The 20,255-nt window shown below is 68.5% G+C and carries 16 protein-coding genes; 12 read left to right on the top strand and 4 right to left on the bottom strand.

The window, feature by feature from the left end:
* The first annotated feature begins 236 nt into the window (after window positions 1–236).
* Window positions 237–743 carry a hypothetical protein gene (locus E8A74_RS08000; RefSeq protein WP_136928343.1) on the top strand — a complete coding sequence of 169 codons (507 nt, stop codon included), beginning with the start codon at window positions 237–239 and terminating at the stop codon, window positions 741–743.
* Here the strand turns inward: E8A74_RS08000 and E8A74_RS07995 are convergent, their stop codons facing one another.
* Together E8A74_RS07995 and E8A74_RS07990 are read right to left on the bottom strand one after the other, a co-directional pair.
* Window positions 744–1,679 (bottom strand): hypothetical protein, encoded by a 936-nt coding sequence (locus E8A74_RS07995; RefSeq protein ID WP_136928342.1) that lies wholly within the window; start codon window positions 1,677–1,679, stop codon window positions 744–746.
* 2 nt (window positions 1,680–1,681) lie between these two features.
* Complete coding sequence (locus E8A74_RS07990) at window positions 1,682–3,355, bottom strand: hypothetical protein (protein WP_170228951.1); 1,674 nt, start codon at window positions 3,353–3,355, stop codon at window positions 1,682–1,684.
* Between the two features lie 271 nt (window positions 3,356–3,626).
* On the opposite strand from E8A74_RS07990, the gene E8A74_RS07985 reads away from it, so the two are divergent.
* Genes E8A74_RS07985 through E8A74_RS07975 form a run of 3 tightly spaced genes read left to right on the top strand, consistent with a single transcriptional unit; the run spans window position 3,627 to window position 7,538 of the window.
* Window positions 3,627–4,736 (top strand): DUF444 family protein, encoded by a 1,110-nt coding sequence (locus E8A74_RS07985; protein ID WP_136928340.1) that lies wholly within the window; start codon window positions 3,627–3,629, stop codon window positions 4,734–4,736.
* A gap of 19 nt (window positions 4,737–4,755) precedes the next feature.
* Window positions 4,756–6,318, top strand: a complete 1,563-nt coding sequence (locus tag E8A74_RS07980; protein WP_136928339.1) for a SpoVR family protein — start codon at window positions 4,756–4,758, stop codon at window positions 6,316–6,318.
* Complete coding sequence (locus E8A74_RS07975) at window positions 6,318–7,538, top strand: tetratricopeptide repeat protein (RefSeq protein ID WP_136928338.1); 1,221 nt, start codon at window positions 6,318–6,320, stop codon at window positions 7,536–7,538. The genes E8A74_RS07980 and E8A74_RS07975 overlap by 1 nt, the downstream gene beginning before the upstream one ends.
* Before the next feature lie 6 nt (window positions 7,539–7,544).
* Here E8A74_RS07975 and E8A74_RS07970 read toward each other — a convergent pair whose 3' ends face one another.
* A complete protein-coding gene (locus E8A74_RS07970; RefSeq protein ID WP_136928337.1) occupies window positions 7,545–7,994 on the bottom strand; it encodes an SRPBCC family protein in 450 nt (149 codons plus the stop codon).
* Window positions 7,995–8,087: 93 nt separating this feature from the next.
* Here E8A74_RS07970 and aat point away from each other — a divergent pair, with 93 nt between their 5' ends.
* The 8 genes from aat to E8A74_RS07930 all read left to right on the top strand — a co-directional run bounded on the left by aat (window position 8,088) and on the right by E8A74_RS07930 (window position 18,735).
* Entirely contained in the window at window positions 8,088–8,723 is a 636-nt protein-coding gene (gene aat / locus E8A74_RS07965) for a leucyl/phenylalanyl-tRNA--protein transferase (protein ID WP_136928336.1), read from the top strand.
* 67 nt (window positions 8,724–8,790) lie between these two features.
* A complete protein-coding gene (locus E8A74_RS07960; RefSeq protein WP_136928335.1) occupies window positions 8,791–9,306 on the top strand; it encodes a MarR family winged helix-turn-helix transcriptional regulator in 516 nt (171 codons plus the stop codon).
* Window positions 9,303–10,202: a beta-keto acid cleavage family enzyme gene (locus E8A74_RS07955; RefSeq protein WP_136928334.1), complete on the top strand. Its 900-nt coding sequence runs from the start codon at window positions 9,303–9,305 to the stop codon at window positions 10,200–10,202. The genes E8A74_RS07960 and E8A74_RS07955 overlap by 4 nt, the downstream gene beginning before the upstream one ends.
* Window positions 10,199–10,987 (top strand): enoyl-CoA hydratase/isomerase family protein, encoded by a 789-nt coding sequence (locus tag E8A74_RS07950; protein ID WP_136928333.1) that lies wholly within the window; start codon window positions 10,199–10,201, stop codon window positions 10,985–10,987. The genes E8A74_RS07955 and E8A74_RS07950 overlap by 4 nt, the downstream gene beginning before the upstream one ends.
* Window positions 10,988–10,996: 9 nt before the next feature.
* Window positions 10,997–12,556, top strand: a complete 1,560-nt coding sequence (locus tag E8A74_RS07945; protein WP_232379431.1) for an acyl-CoA carboxylase subunit beta — start codon at window positions 10,997–10,999, stop codon at window positions 12,554–12,556.
* Between the two features lie 270 nt (window positions 12,557–12,826).
* On the top strand, window positions 12,827–13,477 hold the full coding sequence (locus E8A74_RS07940) for a globin family protein (RefSeq protein WP_136928331.1): 651 nt from the start codon (window positions 12,827–12,829) through the stop codon (window positions 13,475–13,477).
* Between the two features lie 50 nt (window positions 13,478–13,527).
* Complete coding sequence (locus E8A74_RS07935; protein ID WP_170228950.1) at window positions 13,528–14,481, top strand: YdcF family protein; 954 nt, start codon at window positions 13,528–13,530, stop codon at window positions 14,479–14,481.
* A gap of 117 nt (window positions 14,482–14,598) precedes the next feature.
* Complete coding sequence (locus E8A74_RS07930; protein ID WP_338089476.1) at window positions 14,599–18,735, top strand: serine/threonine-protein kinase; 4,137 nt, start codon at window positions 14,599–14,601, stop codon at window positions 18,733–18,735.
* Window positions 18,736–18,785: 50 nt separating this feature from the next.
* On the opposite strand, the gene E8A74_RS07925 is transcribed toward E8A74_RS07930, so the two are convergent.
* Window positions 18,786–20,255 carry a right-handed parallel beta-helix repeat-containing protein gene (locus tag E8A74_RS07925; protein WP_136928328.1) on the bottom strand — a complete coding sequence of 490 codons (1,470 nt, stop codon included), beginning with the start codon at window positions 20,253–20,255 and terminating at the stop codon, window positions 18,786–18,788.

The following is a 20,255-nucleotide window of genomic DNA, read 5'->3' as shown; positions in this document are numbered from 1 at the left end:
CTGGTTGAACCAGCAGCGCTGCGGTCTCTGCTGACAAGGTCGTCGCTGGTCTTGACCCTGGCTGTTCGACGAACTGCGCATCGCGCAGTTCATCGACCTGGGTCCAGCGCCTCGCTGGTCCGGGTCCCGGGGCGGACAGCCCCGGGTGGGGCCTGGGGCAAAGCCCCAGCGCAACGCCTCCACGAAGAGACCCTTCCGCGTTGCTGCGCGTTCCGAAACCATGCAACCTGCGGCGCATGCAGGCAGTGGAGCCCGGTCGCGTCGTCTCGAAGGTTCGGTCGCTCGACGAGCTCGTCGGCGCGCATCCCGAGTCGCTCCGCCGCATCTATGCGGCCGGGAGCGCCCTCGATCCCTCGTCCATCGGGGAAGGCCGCGGCCGCGTGCTCGCGCTCGTCGCGGCGCCCGGCGCGTTCCTCGCGGTTCGGAGCCTCGTTCGGCTCCTCGCGACGGATCTCTTGCCGTGGGAGGGCAAGGCCATCGAGAGCGAGATCGGGTGGAACCTCCTCAAGGGGGGCCGCCGCGTCGCGCCGTTCCGCGTCGAGCGCGCCGAGTCGTCGCTCGATGGCGGGCCGACGCTCGTGTTCCGGTATGACGATCCTGCGCAGGGGCATGCGTGGCCCGTGCGAGCGCTCCGCGACGAACTGCGCTCCATCACGCCCGGCCTCGGCATCGGCCCCGTGATCTTCGATCAGGGCGGCGCGCCGCGCGTGATCGCGTGGTGGGGCCTCTCGTTCTCCCGGTAGCTAAAAGTCCCAGTCGAAGCCCAAGCGTCCGCCGCCTTTGATTACGGTGACCGTCCCGCGCACGTCGTTCGCCGGGTAAAGCTCGGCGGAGAGGTGCAGGCCGGCCCACGGCATGATGCGGCGGATGCGCAACGTCGAGACGCCGATCGACACGCCCACGCGGCCGCCGGCGCTTGGCCTTAGATCCGACTGCGTGAGGAACGCGACGGGGGCGAGCTCCAGGTCGAACTGCCACGTCTCGCGCACGTGGCGCACGATGAGCGGCACGGCCCCGATGAACTCGAGCGGGATGTTCGTCGCCTCTTCGCTCTGCTCGATGATGGCCCAGCCGCCGAACTCCAGGCCGAAGAGCATCGACCATTGGTGGGAGAAGCCGCGCCCGAGGAGCAGCCGCCCGCCGGCGCCTGCGCCGGGGAGGAACGTGCCTTCCGTTCGTCGCAGCAGAAAGATCCCGTCGGTTTCGAGGTTCAGCGTGAAGCGATAGGCGTCCGTCTGCACGCCGCGGAACGCGGGGCTCGGCGTGATCCAGAACGGGCACTCGGCGGGCGCGCGCTGGAGCGCCTCGGTGAGCAGCGCGTGCACCCGTGTGGCCGCGAGTAGATCCGAGAGCCCGCTGAGCTTCCCGCCGTTCTTTCGATACGCCTCGGTGATCGGCCCGCCGAGGGACTCCACCGTGCGCGCCTGCCTCGCGAGCGCGGCGAGCCGCACCTTTTCCGGCGCGCCGCAGACGCTCTCCAGCGCGTCCGGCATCATCGTCTCGAACTCGTATCGATCGATCTTCCAGCCCGCGTTGGCCTTCGACTCGACGATCTTCACGAGGTCGTGGAGGAGCGCGGACTCCGCGCGGGAAGGCGGCTCGGCCGCGGCGTTTCCCGCGTGGAGAAGCGAGACGAAGAGGGAAAACGCCGCGGCGATGCGGGCAGGCAGGGCCGGCACCACTAGAAGCAGGTGCCCTGGCCGCAGTTCGAGCCGAGGCAGACGAGGAGCTGCACGGCTTGCGGGCTGTTCACGCACTGGAAGAAGCACGGGCCCGGGCTCGATCCGCCGGCCACGCACGTGAGGAAGCACTGCACGTTGTTCTGGCAGGTGGGGTTGTTGATGCAGTTCTGGAGCTGGTTGCAGCAGCTCTGGGCCACGCAGTTGCCGCACACGCTGCCGTCCGACGGGCAGGCCGGCGCGCCGCAGACGCCGTTCGTGCACTGCCCGGAGCAGCACGCGGCGCCGTTCATGCACATGCTGCCGTCGGGCTGGCACTGCGGCGGGCCGCAAACGCCGTCCGAGCAGAGGCCCGAGCAGCAATCGCTCGGCACGTTGCAGGGAACGCCGTCCATCTGGCAGACGGGTTTGCCGCAGACGCCGTTCGTGCAGACGCCCGTGCAGCAGTCGCCGGCCGTCATGCAGGCGTTGCCGTCGGGCTGGCACTTGGGCGGGCCGCAGACGCCGTCCGAGCAGAGGCCCGTGCAGCACTCGCCGGCGCCCGCGCACATCTGGCCATCGGGCTTGCAGACCGGCGGGCCGCAGACGCCGTTCGAGCACTGGTTCGTGCAGCACTCGCCGGCGATCATGCAGGGCACGCCGTCCGGCTTGCAGGCCGGCGGACCACAGACGCCGCTCGAGCATTGCCCGGAGCAGCACTCGCCGCCGGTCTGGCAGAGCTTGCCGTCGGGCGCGCAGACGAGCGGGCCGCAGGTCCCGTTCGCGTTGCAGACCTGCGAGCAGCACGAATCGCCCGACATGCACGGCAGGCCATCCTCCGTGCACTCGCCGCATTTCAGCCCGCAGACCGAGTCCACGGCGTTCACGCAGAGCCCGTCCCAGATCCCGTTGCAGCAGAACGGGTCGAGCTGGCAGATCGACGCGGCGCACGGCCCGCAGCCGGGATCGAGCGCGGTTCCGACCACGCAGACGTCGTGCGTGCAGGGCTTGCCGAGGCAAACGCCGTTCGAGCAGAGGCCGGAGCAGCACTCGTCGGGCGAGCTGCACATGAGGCCGTTGCCCGTGCACTGCCCGATGCCGCAGACCCCGTTGCTGCACGAGCCGTTGCAGCAATCGAAGCTCGACATGCAGCCCCCGCCGTCGGGCACGCACTGGTTGAACCCGCACACGCCGCCGTTGCAGACGGCGCTGCAACACTGGACGTTGTCGAAGCAGGACGAGCCGTCGGGCAGGCATGTGTCGCTGCAGAGGCCCTCGAAGCAGCCGCCGCTGCAGCACTGGCTGCCTTCGATGCAGCTCGCGTTGTTCGGCAAACACGGGCCGAACCCGCAGGCGCCGTTTTGACAGATGCCGCTGCAGCATTCGAGCCCCGAGACGCAGCCGAAGCCGTCGGGGGAACACGTGGTGAAGCCGCAGCGCTCGTTCGCGCAGATGCCGGCGCAGCACTCGCTCGGGTCCATGCAAGGCGCCTGGTCGGGCAGGCAGGTCGACGGGCCGCAAACGCCGTTCTGGCAGGTGCCGCTGCAACAGGGGCTCCCGTCCTGGCAGGGGACCCCGTCTTCGAGGCAGGGAATGCCTCCGCCCTGGCCGCCCTGGCCGCCCTGGCCGTCCTCGCCTTGTCCTGGCCCGAGCAGCTCCGCCCGCCCCCCGCATCCGAGGGCCACGAGCGACAGCACGAACCAAAGCATCCTTATGGAATAAGTGCCCCGCGACATCGCCCGAGAGCGTATCACAGGCGCTGTCCTGGACGCCCAATTCGCCGCTGGATCGCGCCGTTTACGGAGTGCTTGCATCGAGCGCGCGTGAGCGACCCGACGATCGAGCGTGCGGGCGGAGCGACGCGGGCATGCTTGGACCAGGCTGGACGTGCGGGGAACGTGCTTGGCGGCCGCGCAGTTCGTCGGGCAGAAAGAGCCTCCCTTGGATCGGATCTGCTACACTTCCGAGGTGTCGCTGAAGATCGACCAGGACCACGGCCGTTTTCGCCAGATCGTCCGCGGGAGGATCCGGCAGAACCTGCGCAAGTACATCTCGCAAGGCGAGCTCGTCGGGCGCAAGGGCAAGGATCTCGTATCGATCCCGATCCCGCATATCGACATCCCGCGGTTCCGGTACGGGGACAAGCAGCGGGGGGGCGTGGGGCAGGGGGATGGCAATCCCGGCGACCCGATCCACGGCGGGGACGAGAAGCAGCCCGGGCAAGGGCAAGCTGGCAGCGACGCGGGGGATCACATCCTCGAGGTCGACGTCACGCTCGACGAGCTGGCGGCCATCCTGGGCGAAGAGCTCGAGCTCCCGGACATCCAGGACAAGGGCAAGAACAAGATCTCGAATGCGCACGATCGGTATTCGGGGATCCGGCGCGTCGGCCCCGAGTCCTTGCGCCATTTCAAGCGCACGTACCGCGAGGCGCTGAAGCGCATGATCGCGAGCGGCACATTTCAGCACGACAAACCCGTCGTGGTGCCCGTCCCGGACGACAAACGATATCGATCGTGGAAGACGGTCACCGAGCCCGTCGCGAACGCGGTCATCATTTACATGATGGACGTCTCGGGCTCGATGGGCGACGAGCAGAAGGAGATCGTGCGTATCGAGTCGTTCTGGATCGACGCGTGGCTGACGAAGCAATACAAAGGGCTCGAATCGCGGTTCATCATTCACGACGCGGTCGCGCGCGAGGTCGATCGGGATACGTTTTTCCACACGCGCGAGTCGGGCGGCACGATGATCTCGAGCGCGTACAAGCTCTGCTCGCAGATCATCGACGCCGATTATCCGCCGGACGAGTGGAACATCTATCCGTTCCATTTCTCGGACGGGGACAACTGGTCGATGGATGACACGCTCGCGTGCGTAGACGTCCTGAAGAACAAGGTTTTGCCGCGCGCGAACATGTTCGCGTACGGCCAGGTGGAGAGCCCGTACGGCTCGGGCCAGTTCATCAAGGATCTGCGCGAGCATTTCGGGCGGGACGAGCGCGTCGTCACGAGCGAGATCCGGGACAAGGACGGGATCGTGGGGAGCATCAAGGATTTCCTGGGCAAGGGGAAGTGAGAGGGGGCGTAGAGGCGAGATGAGCAAGTTTGCGCTGAACACCGCGCTCCCCCGCTACCTGCGGGCCGAGCAGGAGCGCGTCGAGGCCGTTGCGCGCGAGTATGGCCTCGACTTCTTCCCCGTGATTTTCGAGATCCTGACGTACGACCAGATGAACGAGATCGCCGCGTACGGCGGTTTCCCGAGCCGGTATCCGCACTGGCGGTACGGCATGGAGTACGAGCAGCTTTCGAAGAGCTACGAATATGGCCTCTCGAAGATCTACGAGATGGTCATCAACAACAACCCCTCGTACGCCTATTTGCTCGAAGGGAACTCGCTCACGGATCAGAAGCTCGTGATGGCCCACGTGTACGCGCACGTGGACTTCTTCAAGAACAACTTCTGCTTCCGCTCGACCGACCTCGATCAAAAGGGAAACATCATCGATCCGGTGCGCAAGACGAGCCCCTACGATCCTGATCGGCGCTGGATCGACAAGATGGCGAACCACGGCTCGCGCGTCGCGCGGCACATCGAGCGGCACGGCATCAACAAGGTCGAGGATTTCATCGATCGATGCCTCTCGCTGGAGAACCTCATCGACCCGTGGCAGCCGTTTTCGGGCCGCGGCACGACGAAGAAGGGCGACGAGGAGGAGGACGAGAAGCCGATCGAGGTGCCGCGGCTCCGGGCGAAGGAATACATGGAATCCTTCATCAACCCGGAGGAGTACATCGAGGCCAAGAAGAAGCAGCTCGCGAGGGACAAACCCGAGCGCAAGGTCCCCGAGCGGCCGGAGCGGGACGTGCTCGGCTTTTTGCTCGATCACGCGCCTCTGGAGCGCTGGGAGCGCGACGTTCTGGAGGTCATCCGGGACGAGGCCCTTTATTTCGTGCCGCAGCGCCAGACCAAGATCATGAACGAGGGGTGGGCGGCGTACTGGCATTCGAAGATCCTCACGGAGAAGATCCTCGATGCCTCGGAGATCATCGATTACGCCGACAACAACGCGGGCGTGATGGCCACGGCGCCGGGCCGGCTGAACCCGTACAAGGTCGGGGTCGAGCTGTTCCGGTACATCGAGGAGCGCTGGAACAAGGGGCGTTTCGGCCGCGAGTGGGAGGAGTGCAACGACCTCGACGCGAAGCGGAGCTGGGACATGCGCCTCGGCCTCGGCCGCCAGAAGATCTTCCAGGTCCGCGCGCTCTACAACGACGTCACGTTCATCGACGAGTTCTTGACCCCCGATTTCGTGCTGGAGCAGAAGCTCTACACGTTCGGTTTTTCAGGGCGAAACGATCGGTTCGAGATCGAGAGCCGTCAGTTCCGCGACGTGAAGGAGAAGCTCCTCTTTTCGCTCACGAACTTCGGCGATCCCTACATCCGCGTGATCGACGCGAACCACCAGAACCGCGGCGAGCTGCTCCTTGAGCACCAGCACGGCGGCGTGGACCTCCGGGCCGATTACGCGCGCGAGACGCTCGTCTCGCTCGTCCGCTGCTGGAAGCGGCCCGTGTCCGTGGCGACGCGGCTCGACAACAAGCCCGTGCTCCTGCGTTACGACGGCAAAGAGCATTCGATGACCCCGTACAAGTTGTGATGAAGACCCGAAGATGCCGCGGCGGCGTGATCACGCTCGTGATCGTCGCCGCCTGCGGCCCCGCCACGCCGCCCCCTCTGCCGCCTCGCGAGCCGTTGCCGCCTGCCACTTACGGAAGTGCTTCCGGAGTCGCTTCCGTACCCACGTCCGCACCCACGCCCGCGCCTGCACCCACGCCCGCGCCCGCGGCGCCGCCTCCGGGCTCCGGCGTCCCGCTCGACGCGCCCATTTCCAGCGAGGAGGCCCCGCAGCCGCCGCCGGCGAAGCTCGCGCGCGGGACGGGGACGCCCGCGGACAAGGCGCTCGCCGAGGGCGACGAGGCGCACGCGCGGGGGGATTTTTCAGCGGCGGAGAAGGCGTACAAGAAGGCGAAGGCGCTCGCGCCCAAGGATCCCGCGCCGATCGTCGGCCTCGTCCGCACGCGCCTCTCCGCCGAGGACGCGCCCGTCGATTACGGCGCCGCGCCCACGCACCCCGGATTGATCCAGGCGGTGAAGGACCTCGAAGGCATCCTTCAAAAAGAGCCCTCCTACGCGCCCGCGCACCTCGAGCTCGGCCGCGCGCTCCTCGTCCTCGGCCGCGCGGAGGCCGCGCTCGCCGCCTTGCGCAAGGCCACCGAGCTTTCGCCGAACGACGCCGAGGCGCACTCCGCGCTCGGGGTCGGGCTCGTCGCCATGGGGCAACTCGACCCGGCGGTCCGCGAGCTCGAACGCGCCGCCGAAATCGAGCCCGGCGTGGCCGAACGACAGACGAACCTCGGCACCGCGCTGCTCGCGCTCGGCCGGCGGGAGCAGGCCGTCCGCGCGTACGAGCGCGCCGCGCGCCTCGCGCCGAACGACGCCCGCGTGCAGAACGACCTCGGCACCGCGCTGCTCACCCTGAACGACACGGATCGCGCGATCCGGTGTTTGGAGACGGCCGTCGCGCGGGATCCGCGCCGCGCGACGTACCGTTCGAACCTCGGGTATGCGACGGCGCAGAAGGGCGACCTCGAACGCGCGAAGGTCATCTACCGCGAGGCCCTCGCGCTCGATCCAGCGCTCGTGAGCGCGTGGGTGAACCTCGGCAATGCCCTCGCCAAGCAACGCAAGCTCGCGGAGGCGCGCGCGGCGTACGAAAAAGCCCAGGCCCTCGATCCCGAGGATCCGCGCGTCAAGGCCGTGCTCCTCGAGCTCTCGGCGATCGAAAGAGGCAGCGCCGGTTCGCCGGACAAACGCTGACGTCCCTCAACCCTCGCAGGCTTTTTTCGTCACGGCGTGGCGGTACTCGAACATCTTTTCGAGCTTCCGCCGCGCGAACGCGCCGCCGAACAGGGCGCCGAGCGGGCCGAGCGGCAGCGCGTACTCGATATGGTCGATGAGGAACGTCCCGCCTTCTCCGTCCGGCTCCATCGTGTGCGTGTGAACCCACCGGGCGAACGGTCCTTCGATCACCGTATCCTGGAACATCCGCCCTGGTTCGAATGCCGTGTGAACGGCCACGAGGCGCTGCTTCACGGGCCCGATGTACGTCTCGATCACGGTCCGTGCGCCCTTCTCCAGGCCTCCGGTCCGTTCGAGGACGCGGGCATGTTCCCACGGTGGCAGGAGGAGGTTCAGCGCGTCCGGGCGCTCGTGGAAGGCGAAGACCACCTCGGGCGGGGCTTGGATCCGGGTACGTTTCTCGAAGACGGGCACGATGCTGGCCTATAAGCTGGATTTGGCCGGTGGCAAAGGCTTGACCCGCGGGGGGTTTGGCGCTTGGATGGCCCGCGTCCTGGAAGACCGAGCATGAGCATCGACGCCGACGACATCGTGGCCGTGGGCGGCAGCTTGGAGCCGCGTGTGCTCGTCGAGGCGTACCGGCGCGGGGTTTTTCCCTGGCCGATCGACGGGCTCGAGGTCCTGCCCTGGTTTTGCCCGAAAGAACGGGCGGTCCTCGATTTCTCCTTCCTCCACCTCTCGCGCAGCCTCCGCCGCGAACTCCGGAAGACCCCGCTCCGCTGCACGGTGAACCGGGGATTCGACGCGGTCATCGAGCGCTGCGCCGAGGTCCCGCGGCCTGGGCAGGATGGCACGTGGATCACGGAGGAGCTCATGGACGCCTACAAGGAGATGCACCGGCTCGGCTTCGCGCACAGCGTCGAGGTATGGGACGCGGAGGACGTGCTCGTGGGGGGCATTTATGGCGTCTGCGTCGAGGGGTATTTCTCCGCGGAGAGCATGTTTCACCTCACGCCGAATGCGTCGAAGATCGCGCTTTTGTATCTCGTGGATCACCTCCGCGAGGCGGGCTGCGATTGGATCGACATCCAGGTGATGACGCCGCACATGAAGGCGCTCGGCGCCATCGTCCTCACCCGCAAGCAGTTCCTCGATCGGCTCGCCCGGACGCGGGCGCGGGGGCTCCGGCCGTTCGGGGCGTGAGCGCGCTTGCTAAAACTCCACCCTTGACAAGTGGCCGCTCCGCGAATATTTCGTACACGAAACATCCGTGGCGGCCTCCCTCCCTCCCGACACCAAGCCCGAGGTGGATGCGATCGTCGAGACGATCATCTACCTCTATACCGAGTCGCGCCGCCTGACGAAGGGCCTGGCGGCGCAGTTCGGGCTCACAGGCCCGCAGCTCACCGTCATCAAGCTCTTGCAGGAGCTCGGGGACCTGTCCTTGTCGTCCCTGTCCGAGCGCATCCGCGCGCAGAACAGCACGGTGACGGGGATCATCGACCGCATGGAGCGCGAGGGGCTCGTCAAGCGCGAGCGCTCGACCACGGATCGGCGCGTCGTTTACATCCGGCTGAGCGAAAAGGGCCAGAAGCTCGCGCGTGAGATTCAGGTCGAGCCCATGGAGATCTTCCGGAGCGCGCTGACGGATCTGTCACAGAGCGATCTCGAGCATTTGCTCCGGGTCCTGACCAAGCTGCAAAAGCGCGTCGTCTCGCACGTCGAGGGCCGCGTATCCGAGGCGCAAGGCGCTCCCCGCGCGGGAGAGGAGGAGGACAAGCCATGAAATCGTTCACAGGCGAGACCAAGAAGCCCGGCGTGCGTGATCCCGACATCTGTGTCGTCACCTGCGCCGTCACGGGCGTCCTCGCCAATCGCAGGCAAAACCCGGGCATCCCGTACACGCCGGCGGAGATCGCGGACGAATGCAAGCGCGCCTATGACGCGGGCGCCTCGGTCGTGCACATCCACGCCCGCAACGACGACGGCGGCCCGACGTTCTCCCCGGCCGTCTTCGCCCGCATCAAAGAGGAAGTTCGCGCCCGCTGTCCGATCATCCTCAATTTCTCGACGGGCACGATCCTCGACGACGTGACCGATCAATGCACGTACGTGCGCGAGAGCAAGCCCGAGATCGCTGCCCTCAACATGGGCACGATGAACTACGCGAAATATTCGCCCAAGCGCAAGCAATTCGATTTCGACATGGTGTTTCCGAACACCTATTCGAAGATCATCAAGCTCTTGGAGGTGATGAACGAGGTCGGCGTGAAGCCCGAGCTCGAGTGCTTCGACACGGGGCACACGAACGGGATCGCGCCGCTGCTCGACATGGGCGTGCTCCGGCCGCCGCTCCAGTTCTCGTTCATCATGAACGTGCTCGGCGGCATTCCGGGGCACGTCGAGTCGCTCCAGCTCCAGACGAAGATCATGCCCGCCGGATCGGAGTGGGAGGTCATCGGGATCAGCCACGGCGCCTGGCGTATGATCGCCGCGGCGCTCGTGCTCGGCGGCAACATCCGCTGCGGGCTCGAAGATCATCTTTATCTGCCGAACGGCGAGATGGCGACCTCGAACGGCCCGCTCGTCGAGACCGCGGTGCGCCTCGTGCGCGACGTGGGCCGGCGGCCGGCGACGGTCGAGGAGGCTCGGGAGATCCTCTCGCTCGGAGCACCCCGATGACGACGCGCGCGTATGGATTCCTGGAGGTCGCGCCGAAGGAAAACGGCGCCCTCTGGATCTCCCTGAAAAACCCGCCCAAGAAAAACGCCATTGGCCCGGCCATGGTGAACGAGCTGCTCTGGGCGCTCGAAGACGCGGCGAACGACGATTCGGTGCGCTCGATCGTCCTGACCGGCGCGGGCGACGCGTTCTGCGCGGGCGGTGATTTCACGCAGATGAGCTCGTCCGGTCCCTCGGCGGAGTTGCCGCCGAAGGGGGATTATGCCGATCTCCTGCTCGCGCTCACGCGTTCGCCGAAGCCGCTCGTCGCGCGGGTGAACGGGGTCGCGATGGGCGGCGGCGTCGGGCTCGTGGCGGCTTGCCATTTCGCGGTCGCCGCGCGCGGGGTCAAGCTCGGCACGCCCGAGATCAACCGGGGCCTCTTCCCGATGATGATCATGGCCGTGCTCGCGCGTGTCGTGCCGCAGCGGCGCCTGCTCGAAATGATGCTCTTCGGCGACAAACTCGACGCCGACGAGGCGGCGGCGATCGGCCTCGTCGGAAAGGCCGTCGACGCGGACGGGCTCGACGCCGAGGTCGCGCGGATCACGGGGCAGATCGCGCAGAAGAGCCCGATCACCGTGAAGCTCGGGCTCGAAGCGTTCGCGGCGCAGGCCGATCTCTCGCTCGAACAAGCCTTGCCGTTTCTGCGCGAGCGGCTCGGCGCCGTGCTCTCGACGGACGACGCGCGGGAAGGCCTGATGGCGTTCCTGGAAAAACGCACCCCCAAATGGACGGGTAAATGACCCATGGACATGCGTGAGCTCTTGAAGGACCTCGAGGCCCGGCGCGCCGAGGTGCGCAAGATGGGCGGCGAGGACAAGGTCGGAAAGCAACATTCGCGCGGCAAGCTGACCGCCCGCGAGAGGCTCGCCGCGTTCTTCGACGACGGCGTCCATTTCGAGGTCGGCATGCACGGCACGCAGATGGGCCTCTCTGCCGGCGACGGCAAGGATCGGCCGGCTGCCGACGCCGTCGTCTGCGCCTTCGGCAAGGTCGACGGCCGCATGGTCTGCGCCGCCGCCTACGATTTCACGGTCAAAGGCGGCAGCATCGGGCATACCGGCGAGGAGAAGGTCACGCGCCTCCGCCAGATGGCTCTGCGCGGCCGCTGGCCCATCGTGTGGTTCATCGATTCGGCCGGCGCGCGTATCGACCCGGGAGCGAGCCACCCGGACTCGATTTCGCTCTTTGCGGGCAGCGGCCACCTCTTCCGCGAGCAGGTCATCATGAGCGGCGTCGTCCCGCAGGTCGCGGCCATGGTCGGCCCCGGCGCCGCGGGCACGGCCTACATCCCGGGTCTCGCTGATTTCGTGCCGATGGTGAAGGACATCGGCTCGATGGCCCTCGGCGGCCCGCCGCTCGTCAAGGCCATGACCGGCGAGGACATCTCCGAGCAGGAGCTCGGCGGCTCGAAGGTCCATTCGACGAAGAGCGGCGTCGGCGACGGCGAATACAAGAACGACGCCGACTGCATCGCGGCCATCAAACGATACCTCTCGTTCTTCCCGTCCCATTGCGAGGAAGAGCCGCCGCGCATCGCCGCCACGGATCCCACGGATCGGCGCGAGGAATCGCTGCTCGACCTGCTCCCCGAGAACCCGCGCAAGGCGTACGATATGTACAAGCTCATCGCGGCGATCGTGGACCACGGCGAGTATTTCGACATCAAGCCCCGCTTCGCGCGGCAGATCATCACCTGCCTCGCGCGTATCGGCGGCCAGAGCGTCGGCATCGTGGCGAACCAGCCCAATCACATGGGCGGCGTGCTCGACGTCGACTCCTCGGACAAGGCCGCGCGGTTCATGCAGATCTGCGACGCCTTCAACATCCCGCTCGTGTTCCTCCAGGACGTACCCGGCTTCATGATCGGGTCGAAGGTCGAGCACGAGGGCATCATCCGGCACGGCGCGAAGATGCTGCACGTGATGAGCGCCGCGACCGTCCCCAAGGTCACGGTCGTCGTGCGCAAGGCGTATGGCGCCGGTTATTACGTGATGTGCGGTCGCGCCTACGAGCCGGATCTCATTGTCGGATGGCCGACCGGCGAGATCAGCGTGATGGGCCCCGAGGGCATGCTCGGCATCGCCGCGCGCAAGCTCTTCGGCGACGCGCCGCCGCCGCCGGAGCTCAAGCAGCAGATGGTCGACATGCTCCAGAAGAACATCGACATCATGAAGGTCGCTGGCTGGGGCCTCATCGACGACGTCATCGATCCTCGGGACACGCGGCGCGCCGTCGCGTGGGGCCTCGAGCTCGCGCGGCACAAGCGCATCGAGCGGCCCTTCAAGAAGCGCGGCATCATCCCTGTCTGAACCCCCGCGCCCCCTCGATCCTGCGCCGCGTTTCCGTCCTCGGACCGACATCCATGTCGTTCGGGTGCAAACGTTGCGGGCTTCTCGTCGGGGCGCTGCCGATGCATCACGGACACCACGCGCTTGGCGTCCCCGCAACAAATCCTGTCGGTACGCGCCCGACCCATGCTAGGGTGAAACGTCGGCGCAGATCTTGGATAGAGGTCTTCGCTGCTGGTGGTCGCCGAAGCATCTCTCCGCCCGGATAACAGGGCTGGCCGTGAGGAAACGATGAACAACGAGCAGAAGCTTCTGGTCCAGAAGACCTTCGAGATGGTCGCTCCGATCGCGGACGTGGCCGCCGGACTGTTTTATGGTCGGCTCTTCGAGGTCGATCCGTCACTCAAGCCCCTCTTCCGGGGCGACATGAAGGACCAGGGCAAGAAGCTCATGTCCACGCTGAAGGTCGCGGTTCAGGCGCTCGATCGTCTCGATGCGCTGATCCCGACCGTCCAGGCGCTCGGTCGCCGCCACCTCGCGTACGGTGTTCGCGACGATCACTACGACACGGTCGGCGCGGCGCTCCTGTGGACGCTGGAAAAGGGCCTCGGCGAGGCGTTCACGCCCGAGGTCAAGGAAGCGTGGGCCACGGTCTACGGCATCCTCGCGAAGGTCATGAAAGACGCGGCGAACGAGGTCGCGCCGCTCTCGCTCCGCACGCCGCTCTCGCGTCGCGGCAGCGCGCACCGCCTGCCCGCGGTCAAGCGCCCCTCGTACCGCCCGCCGATGGGCCGCCCGTCCATGCCGCCCGGCTCGCGCATGCCGGCCTCGATTCAGGCGCTCTACGGCGGCGCGAGCTCGCAGTCGGCGCCCTCCTCGAAGAGCGGCGCGTCGCCGAGCACCCGTCTGCCCCGCATCTCGAACCCGCCCACGATCTCCTGAGTTCGCGCGCGTCTCGTCTCCGCGCCCATGCCGCCTTTGCCTTGCGCGGCGTGGGCCTCGCCGTCGGCCTTCTCGCCCTCATGAACCTCGCGGGCGAGGCCGTGCGGCCTCCCTTCGATTCCACACACACCTGGCTCGGCGACGCGGATCTTCCGCGGCCGATCTTCCGCGCCCTGGAGCTTGTCTCGGCCGTCACGCTCCTCTGGCATGCGGCGCGGCCGATCCGCCTGGCGTGGGCGCGCCTTGGCGGGGCGATCGTCCTCGGGATCGGGGCCTTGCTCGCCGCGCTCGACGTCGCCACGTTTTACGGCGTCCTCGCGCGCGGCGCGATCCACGGCCCGGCGTTTGTCCCGGCTTCCCTGGTCGTCCTGGTTTGTCTCGGCGCGCTCGCGGCGAACGTCGCGACGGATCGCACAGAGCGTCCTCGATGGACGCTCGGGCGCGCGGCCGTGTGTGCGGCCGTGACGGCGGCGAGCTTCGTGGCCATGCCGCTCCTGCTCATGGTCACCCTAGGGCCGACGCGGTACGAGCGCCGTGCGGACTGCGCGATCGTGCTCGGGGCGCGTGTGTGGGACGACGGCACGCCTTCGCTCGCGCTCTCGGATCGTGTGGACGAGGCGATCTGGTTGCACCAGCAGGGCCTCGTGCGGGCGATCGTGATGAGCGGCGCCATCGACGAGCACAATGGGATTTCGGAGCCCGCGGTGATGCGCGCGCGTGCTGTCGCGGCGGGCGTGCCGGAGGCCTCCGTGATCCTCGACGAAGAGGGCGTCACGTCCTCGTGGACGGCGCGGAACGGGGCGCTCTTGATGCGCCGCCACGGGTTTTCGCGGGCGATCGCGGTGACGCATTATTATCACGAGCCGCGCGTGAAGATGCTCTTCGAGCGCGCGGGCGTGGCGGTGTACACGGTGCCCGCGCGCATGAGCCGGCGCCTCTTGAAAGAGCCGTGGTTCATCGTCCGCGAGGTCCTCGCGTACTGGCATTCGTTTCTCTTTCAGTGAGCCGCTCGCCCTCGCGCGAAAGGACCCGCGTGACGCCGCGCGCACCGGTATGGTACGACGAGCGGCAACAGCCCACGGGGATCGGGGGATGGTCTCGCGGGGCTCGCGAGGGGCGTCATCGACACGGCAAAACTCACCCCCGGCACGGTCCTCGGGCAGAAGTACCAGATCATCAAGCGCCTCGGCGCCGGTGGGATGGGGGAGGTCCTGCTCGCGAGTGATCTCGCCCTCGACCGGTTCGTCGCGATCAAGATCCTGCGCCCCGAGCTCTCCACGCTCCTCGAGACCGACGCGCGCTTCCGCCGCGAAGCGCGCCTGCTCGCCCGCCTGAGCCACCCGAACGTCGTCGTCGTCCACGCCTTCGGCAGCGCCTCGGCCGAGCTCCACTACATCGTCATGGAGTACGTGCGCGGCGAGTCGCTCGACGAGCGTCTGCGCCGCGTGGGACGCCTCGAACCCTCGCTCGTCGGCCACGTGATGGCCCAGGTCGGCAGCGCCGTCGCCGAGGCCCACCGCAGCGGGATCGTCCATCGGGATCTCAAGCCTGGCAACGTCCTGCTCACGACCCTCGCGGGCGACGCGTGTTTCGTGAAGGTCGTCGACTTCGGCGTGGCCAAGGCGTTTGGCCTCGAGGGCGGCCCGGAGCTCGCGGTCGACGGCCAGGTGAGCGGCACGCCCGCGTACATGGCGCCCGAGCAGATCGAGGCGAACGACATCGACGGGCGCGCCGACATCTATGCGCTCGGCATCATGGCTTGCGAGCTGCTCACGGGCGCGCGGCCCTTCGACGAGTCCGGCGGCCTCGCCCGCCTCTTCGCCGTGCGCCTCGAAGGCACTCTCTCCTTGCCTTCGCGCCTCCGCCCCGACCTCGGCCTCTCCGCGGGCATCGACGCCGTCATCGGCCGTGCGCTCCGGAATCACCCCGGCGAGCGTTACCAGACCGTCGAGCATTTCACGCACGAGCTCCTCCGCGAGCTCCGAGCCTTCGGCGCGGGCGCGGCGACCCTCGCCGATCGCGCCCCGAGCGCGCCGTCGCCTGCGCCGATCGAGCTCTCCGAGACGATCGTCGTCGGCGCCGACGGGACCCTCGGGCCCCTGCCGGGCGTGACCTCGCTCCTCTCTGACGCGTCGCGGCCGTTCCCCACGGCCGTAGGCTCGGGCGCGTGGGCGCCTCGCGAGGCCAAGGACGCGCGCTCGGTCCGCAGCGCCACGGTCCTCTACGTCGACCTCTCGCTCGGCGCGCTCGACGCCTCGGTTGATCTGGAAGAGCACCTCGATTGCCTCGCCGTCGTCGGCGCGCGCCTCGAACAGGTCCTCGCGCGTCACGGCGGCGAGCCCATCGGCCCTTTTACCGATCGCGCGCTTTGCCTCTTCGGGCCCGAGGGCGCCGCCGAGAACGACGCCGAGCGCGCCCTCGACGCTGCCCTCTCGCTGCGCGCGGCCCTCGGCGCGCTCTCCTCCGACCCCACGTTCCCGCCCTCGTTTCGTCTCGGCGTGCGCCTCGGCATCGACGCCGGCCGTGTCGTCTCCACGCAGCCGCGTGGCAGCGGCGTGCCCTTCGTCTCGGGCGCGCCCGTCTTCGAAGCGCGTAGCCTCGCGCGCGCGGCATCATCCGGCGAGATTGTCGCGACGCACGCCGTCTTGCGCCGCGTCCGTGGCCTCTACGAAACCACGAGCGCGGGCGCCGAGGTCCCCGGCCGTCGCGTCGTGTCGAAGAAATCAACCGCGTACCTCGGCACGAACGAGATCCACGGCGTCCGCATCTCGCTCATCGGGCGCGACGAAGAGCTCTCCGTCTTGCGCGCCGTCCTCGCGCGGGCCCGCATGGAGCGGCAGCCCGAGGTCCTCGTCGTCACGGGGCCCGCGGGCGTCGGCAAGAGCCGGCTCTGCATGGCCCTCGTCGAAGAGCTCGAAGAGCGCGAGGGCGAGACGTACTACTTCGAGATGGGCCGCTCGACCCCGGCGGGGCAAGGCGTCCCGTACGAGCCGTTTCTCCAGGCCATCCGCCACCGCGCGCGTGTCGTCGACGACGACGGCCCCGAGCAGGTCCGCGCCAAGCTCGACCATTACCTCCGCCGCTACTGCGCTGTCGATCCCACGACGCTCGGCGAGGCCGAGATCGAGCTCGGCCGCAGGCTCGGCGAGCTCCTCGGCGTGGGCGGCGGCGGCGACGCGAGCGCCGAGCGGGACGCCGTCGCCGGCGACGAGGCCCAGAAAAAAGTCCTCTTCGACGCCGTCGCCGAGGCCTACCGCAGGCTCGCGACGCGCACGCCGCTGCTCTTCTTGCTCGAAGATTTCGAGTGGGCCACGGCCACCACGAAGGCGCTCCTCGGCCACGTCATCGAGCGCCTCGCGGGCGCGCCCGCGCTCTTCATTCTCGTGAGCCGCGCCGAGGGCGCCGCCGCGCCGGATCTCTCGTTTTTGCGGGATGCCTCGGGTGTCGTCACGATCCCCGTCGAGCCGCTCGAACACGAGGCGTGCGAGGCCCTCCTCCGGCACGTCCTCCGCGCGCTCATCGACGTGCCTGCGGGGCTCGTGCGGCAGATCGCGGCGCTCGCGGGCGGCGTGCCGCTGATCGTCGAGGAGACCGTGCACCAGCTCGTCGACGAGGGCGTGCTCGTCGTCGGCGAGGGCACGTGGCGGCTCTCCTCGTCGCGGGCGGCGAGCGTGCGCCTGCCCGAGACGCTCGAACAGCTCCTCCTCGGCCGCCTCGATCGGCTCGAACCGCGGCTCAGCGAGGCCGTCGAGGCCGCGGCCGTCGCGGGCCGGAGGTTCTGGCCCTCCCTCCTCGGCGAGCTGCTCGAAGGGCGCTTCGAGCCGCGCGCGCTCGCCGATCTCGTGCGCCGCGGCATCTTCGCACAGCGACGCGACGCGATGCTGGCCGGCGAGCTCGATTATGCGTTCACGCAGGCGGCCTTGCAGGAGGTCGCGCAGCGGCGTGTGCCCAAGGCGCGGCGCCGCGCGCTCCACCGGGCCGCGGCGCTCTGGCTCGAACGCGCCACGGGCGGCTCCCCCGGCCCGCACGACGACCTCATCGGCCACCATTTTCGCGAGGCCGGCGAGCTCGCCCTCGCCCTGCCGTACAAGCGTCGCGCCGCCGAGCGCGCCATGCGCACCCACGCGATCGAGGAGGCCGTGCGGATGCTCGAAGCGTCCCGCGAGATCCTCCTCGAAATGCCCGCCTCGGCCATGGACGCGCCCGCGCGGCTCGGCGAGCTGCTCTCCCTCGCGGGTTGCCTTGCGCACGAGCTCGTGCTCGCGGGCAGCCTCGCGCGCGCCATCGAGGTCGCCGACGACGCGCTCGCCCGCGCCGGAGGCCTCGGCGACTGCGCCGACGAAAAGGCCCGCGTCGCCATCGAAAAGGGCTGGGCGCTCCAGCACCTCAGCCGGTATGCCGACGCGCGGGAATCGTTTGTCCTCGCCGAACAATGGCTCGGCGAGGACGAGAGCTTGCTCGCGCTCCGCGCGCTCACGGGCGCGATGGGGGCGAGCGTCCACCTCGGTGATCATCGTGATTGCGCCGAGCGCCTCCGCCGCGTGCTCGAATCCCACGAAAAAGGCGACGCCGCCGCGCGCACGCAGGAATGGGAGCGCGCCCTCTCCTCGGCCTACCGCGTCCTCGGCAACGGATATCTGCACACGGGCCGGTATGACGAGGGCGAACCGACCTACCAGCGGGCCATCGATCGCGCCATCGCGGCGAACGCGCCCGTCGAGGCCGTCGACGCCTACAATGGGCTCGCGGCGCTCCATTACTTCCGCGGCCGCCTCGACCTGGCCGAGTCCACCTGGCGGGAGGCGCTCGAACAAACCGAGCGCTGGGACCTCGTCCAGCACCGCTCGATCCTCCTGAGCAACGTCGGCGAGCTCGAGCTCGCGCGCGGCGACGCCCGCGCGGCCATTCGCACGCTCTCGCGGGCCGAGGTGCTGCACGAGCGCCTCGGCTCCTTGCGCGGCCTCGCCGAGGCACACCGCGGGCTCGCCGAATGCCACCTCGTCACGGGCGAGCTCGACGCGGCGAAGGGGCACGCCGAGCGCTGCATCGAGCTCGCCGACCGCGTCAGCTCGCCTTACATGCGGGGAACGGCGCGCCGCACGATGGCGCGTGTGCTCCACGCGCGCGCGAAGGGCGACGAAGCCGCGCGCGCCGAGGCGAGCCGCTTCCTCGACGAGAGCATTTCGATTTTCGAATCGGCGAACATGAACAAGCTCGCCGAGGAGACGCGGGCGCTCGCCACGTCGTTATCGGGTTGATCGCGAGGGGAGGCGGGCGCGCGTCGTCGACGGCGCCCGCCGGGGTGGGCTCAAAGCTCGGAGGGGTCGCTGAGGATGGGGGCCACCGGAGGGTCGACCGAAATATCGCCCTTGTTGTCCCCGTAATCGAACGCCCCGTTCACGTTCTGCACGATGATGGCGCCGGCGGTGTTCTTCTCGAACGTGTTGTTCGTCAAGACGCAGGTCGACGCGGACCCGTCGAAGAGCGCGCCCACGCGCGCGTTGCCCGCGAACGTGTTGAGGTCGACGTGCGCGCTCGCGCCGGCGTACACGCCGAGCCCGTCGCCGATCTTGACGGGGAGCCCGTTCACCTTGATGTCCCCCGCGATCGTCCCGTTGATGCTCTGGTTCTGCACGATGATCGCGCGGGCCCCGGACGTCACGCCAATCCCGAGGAAATGGTTCGCCTCGATCCGGTTCTGCTCGATCCGGATGCCCACGCTCTGGTCGTCGTTCGGCGCGGTGCCGGCCTTCGATTGCACCCAGATCCCCGCGCCGCGCGTGGTGTCGTCGGCATTGCCGATCACCTCGTTTTGCACGATGATCCCGCGCGCGCGCTCGCCCGAGAACACGATCCCGGCCCGGTCGTTGCCCTCGATCATGTTCGTGCTCTCGGGAAGGTCGCCGCCGATCTCCACGTAGGATTCGCCCATCACGCCGTCGCCGAGCACCCGGATGCCGTCCGCCACCCCGCCGGGGGCGCGGCTCTTCGTGTGTTTCACCTGGTTCTGCACGATGATGGCGCGCGAGCCGAGGATCGAGATGCCCGCCGAGACATTCTCGCGGATCTCGTTTCCGACGAGCGACACCTCGTCGAGCGCGTTTTGCACCCAGATCCCCGCGAGGGCGCCGCTCTGCACGATGATGCTGCGCTCGACCTGCGCCGACGCCGCATTGACGTGTACACCCGCGCCCTCGGATTGCACGATGATCGTCCGCTGGACGATGATGCTGGCGTTGTCCGACGCCATCACCCCGTGGCCGTCCTCGTTCACCGCGATCGCGCCCTCGATGCGGGATCCCTCGATCACGGCTCTGCCGCTCTTCTGCACCCGGATCCCCGCGCCCTCGGGCTTCTGCACGATGATCCCGCGCAGGAGCACGTCCGACGCGCCCTCCACCGTGATCGCGTACGCCGACGGCGCCTGCACGATGATGCTCGCGTTGTTCGGGTCGCCGGCCTTGTCCGCGCCGAGGACCTGCACCGGCTTCGTGATGCTCAGGTTCTCGGCATACGTCCCGGCGTCGACGAGCACCGCGCCGCCCCCGACCGAGGCGTCGATGCCTTGCTGAATCGACGCGAAGGGCCGCTCGACCGAGCCGTCCCCGTCCCGCGCGCCGCAGGACGCGGACACGTACACCACGCCGGACGCCTTCTCGGGCGCCTCGGCGTACGTGCCGCAGTCCGGCGTGGCCAGCGCGTCCGAACCCCCGCAGCCCGCGATCGGCAGCGCGGCGAGCAAGGCAGCCAGAGATGCGAAATGCAATCGATTCGTCAT

It is taken from the genome of Polyangium fumosum, assembly GCF_005144585.1.
Taxonomy (GTDB): Bacteria; Myxococcota_A; Polyangia; order Polyangiales; family Polyangiaceae; genus Polyangium; species Polyangium fumosum.
The sequence above is the reverse complement of the archived record's forward strand: the minus strand, read 5'-3'. Positions and strand labels throughout refer to the sequence as shown.

What these genes read in the sequence shown, in the direction of transcription:
- E8A74_RS07945 (WP_232379431.1), top strand. Translation starts at nt 10,997, where the DNA reads ATGCGTGAGCTCTTGAAGGACCTCGAGGCCCGGCGCGCCGAGGTGCGC.
- E8A74_RS07925 (WP_136928328.1), bottom strand. Translation starts at nt 20,255, where the DNA reads ATGACGAATCGATTGCATTTCGCATCTCTGGCTGCCTTGCTCGCCGCG.
- E8A74_RS07980 (WP_136928339.1), top strand. Translation starts at nt 4,756, where the DNA reads ATGAGCAAGTTTGCGCTGAACACCGCGCTCCCCCGCTACCTGCGGGCC.
- E8A74_RS07955 (WP_136928334.1), top strand. Translation starts at nt 9,303, where the DNA reads ATGAAATCGTTCACAGGCGAGACCAAGAAGCCCGGCGTGCGTGATCCC.
- E8A74_RS07940 (WP_136928331.1), top strand. Translation starts at nt 12,827, where the DNA reads ATGAACAACGAGCAGAAGCTTCTGGTCCAGAAGACCTTCGAGATGGTC.
- E8A74_RS08000 (WP_136928343.1), top strand. Translation starts at nt 237, where the DNA reads ATGCAGGCAGTGGAGCCCGGTCGCGTCGTCTCGAAGGTTCGGTCGCTC.
- E8A74_RS07950 (WP_136928333.1), top strand. Translation starts at nt 10,199, where the DNA reads ATGACGACGCGCGCGTATGGATTCCTGGAGGTCGCGCCGAAGGAAAAC.
- aat (WP_136928336.1), top strand. Translation starts at nt 8,088, where the DNA reads ATGAGCATCGACGCCGACGACATCGTGGCCGTGGGCGGCAGCTTGGAG.
- E8A74_RS07975 (WP_136928338.1), top strand. Translation starts at nt 6,318, where the DNA reads ATGAAGACCCGAAGATGCCGCGGCGGCGTGATCACGCTCGTGATCGTC.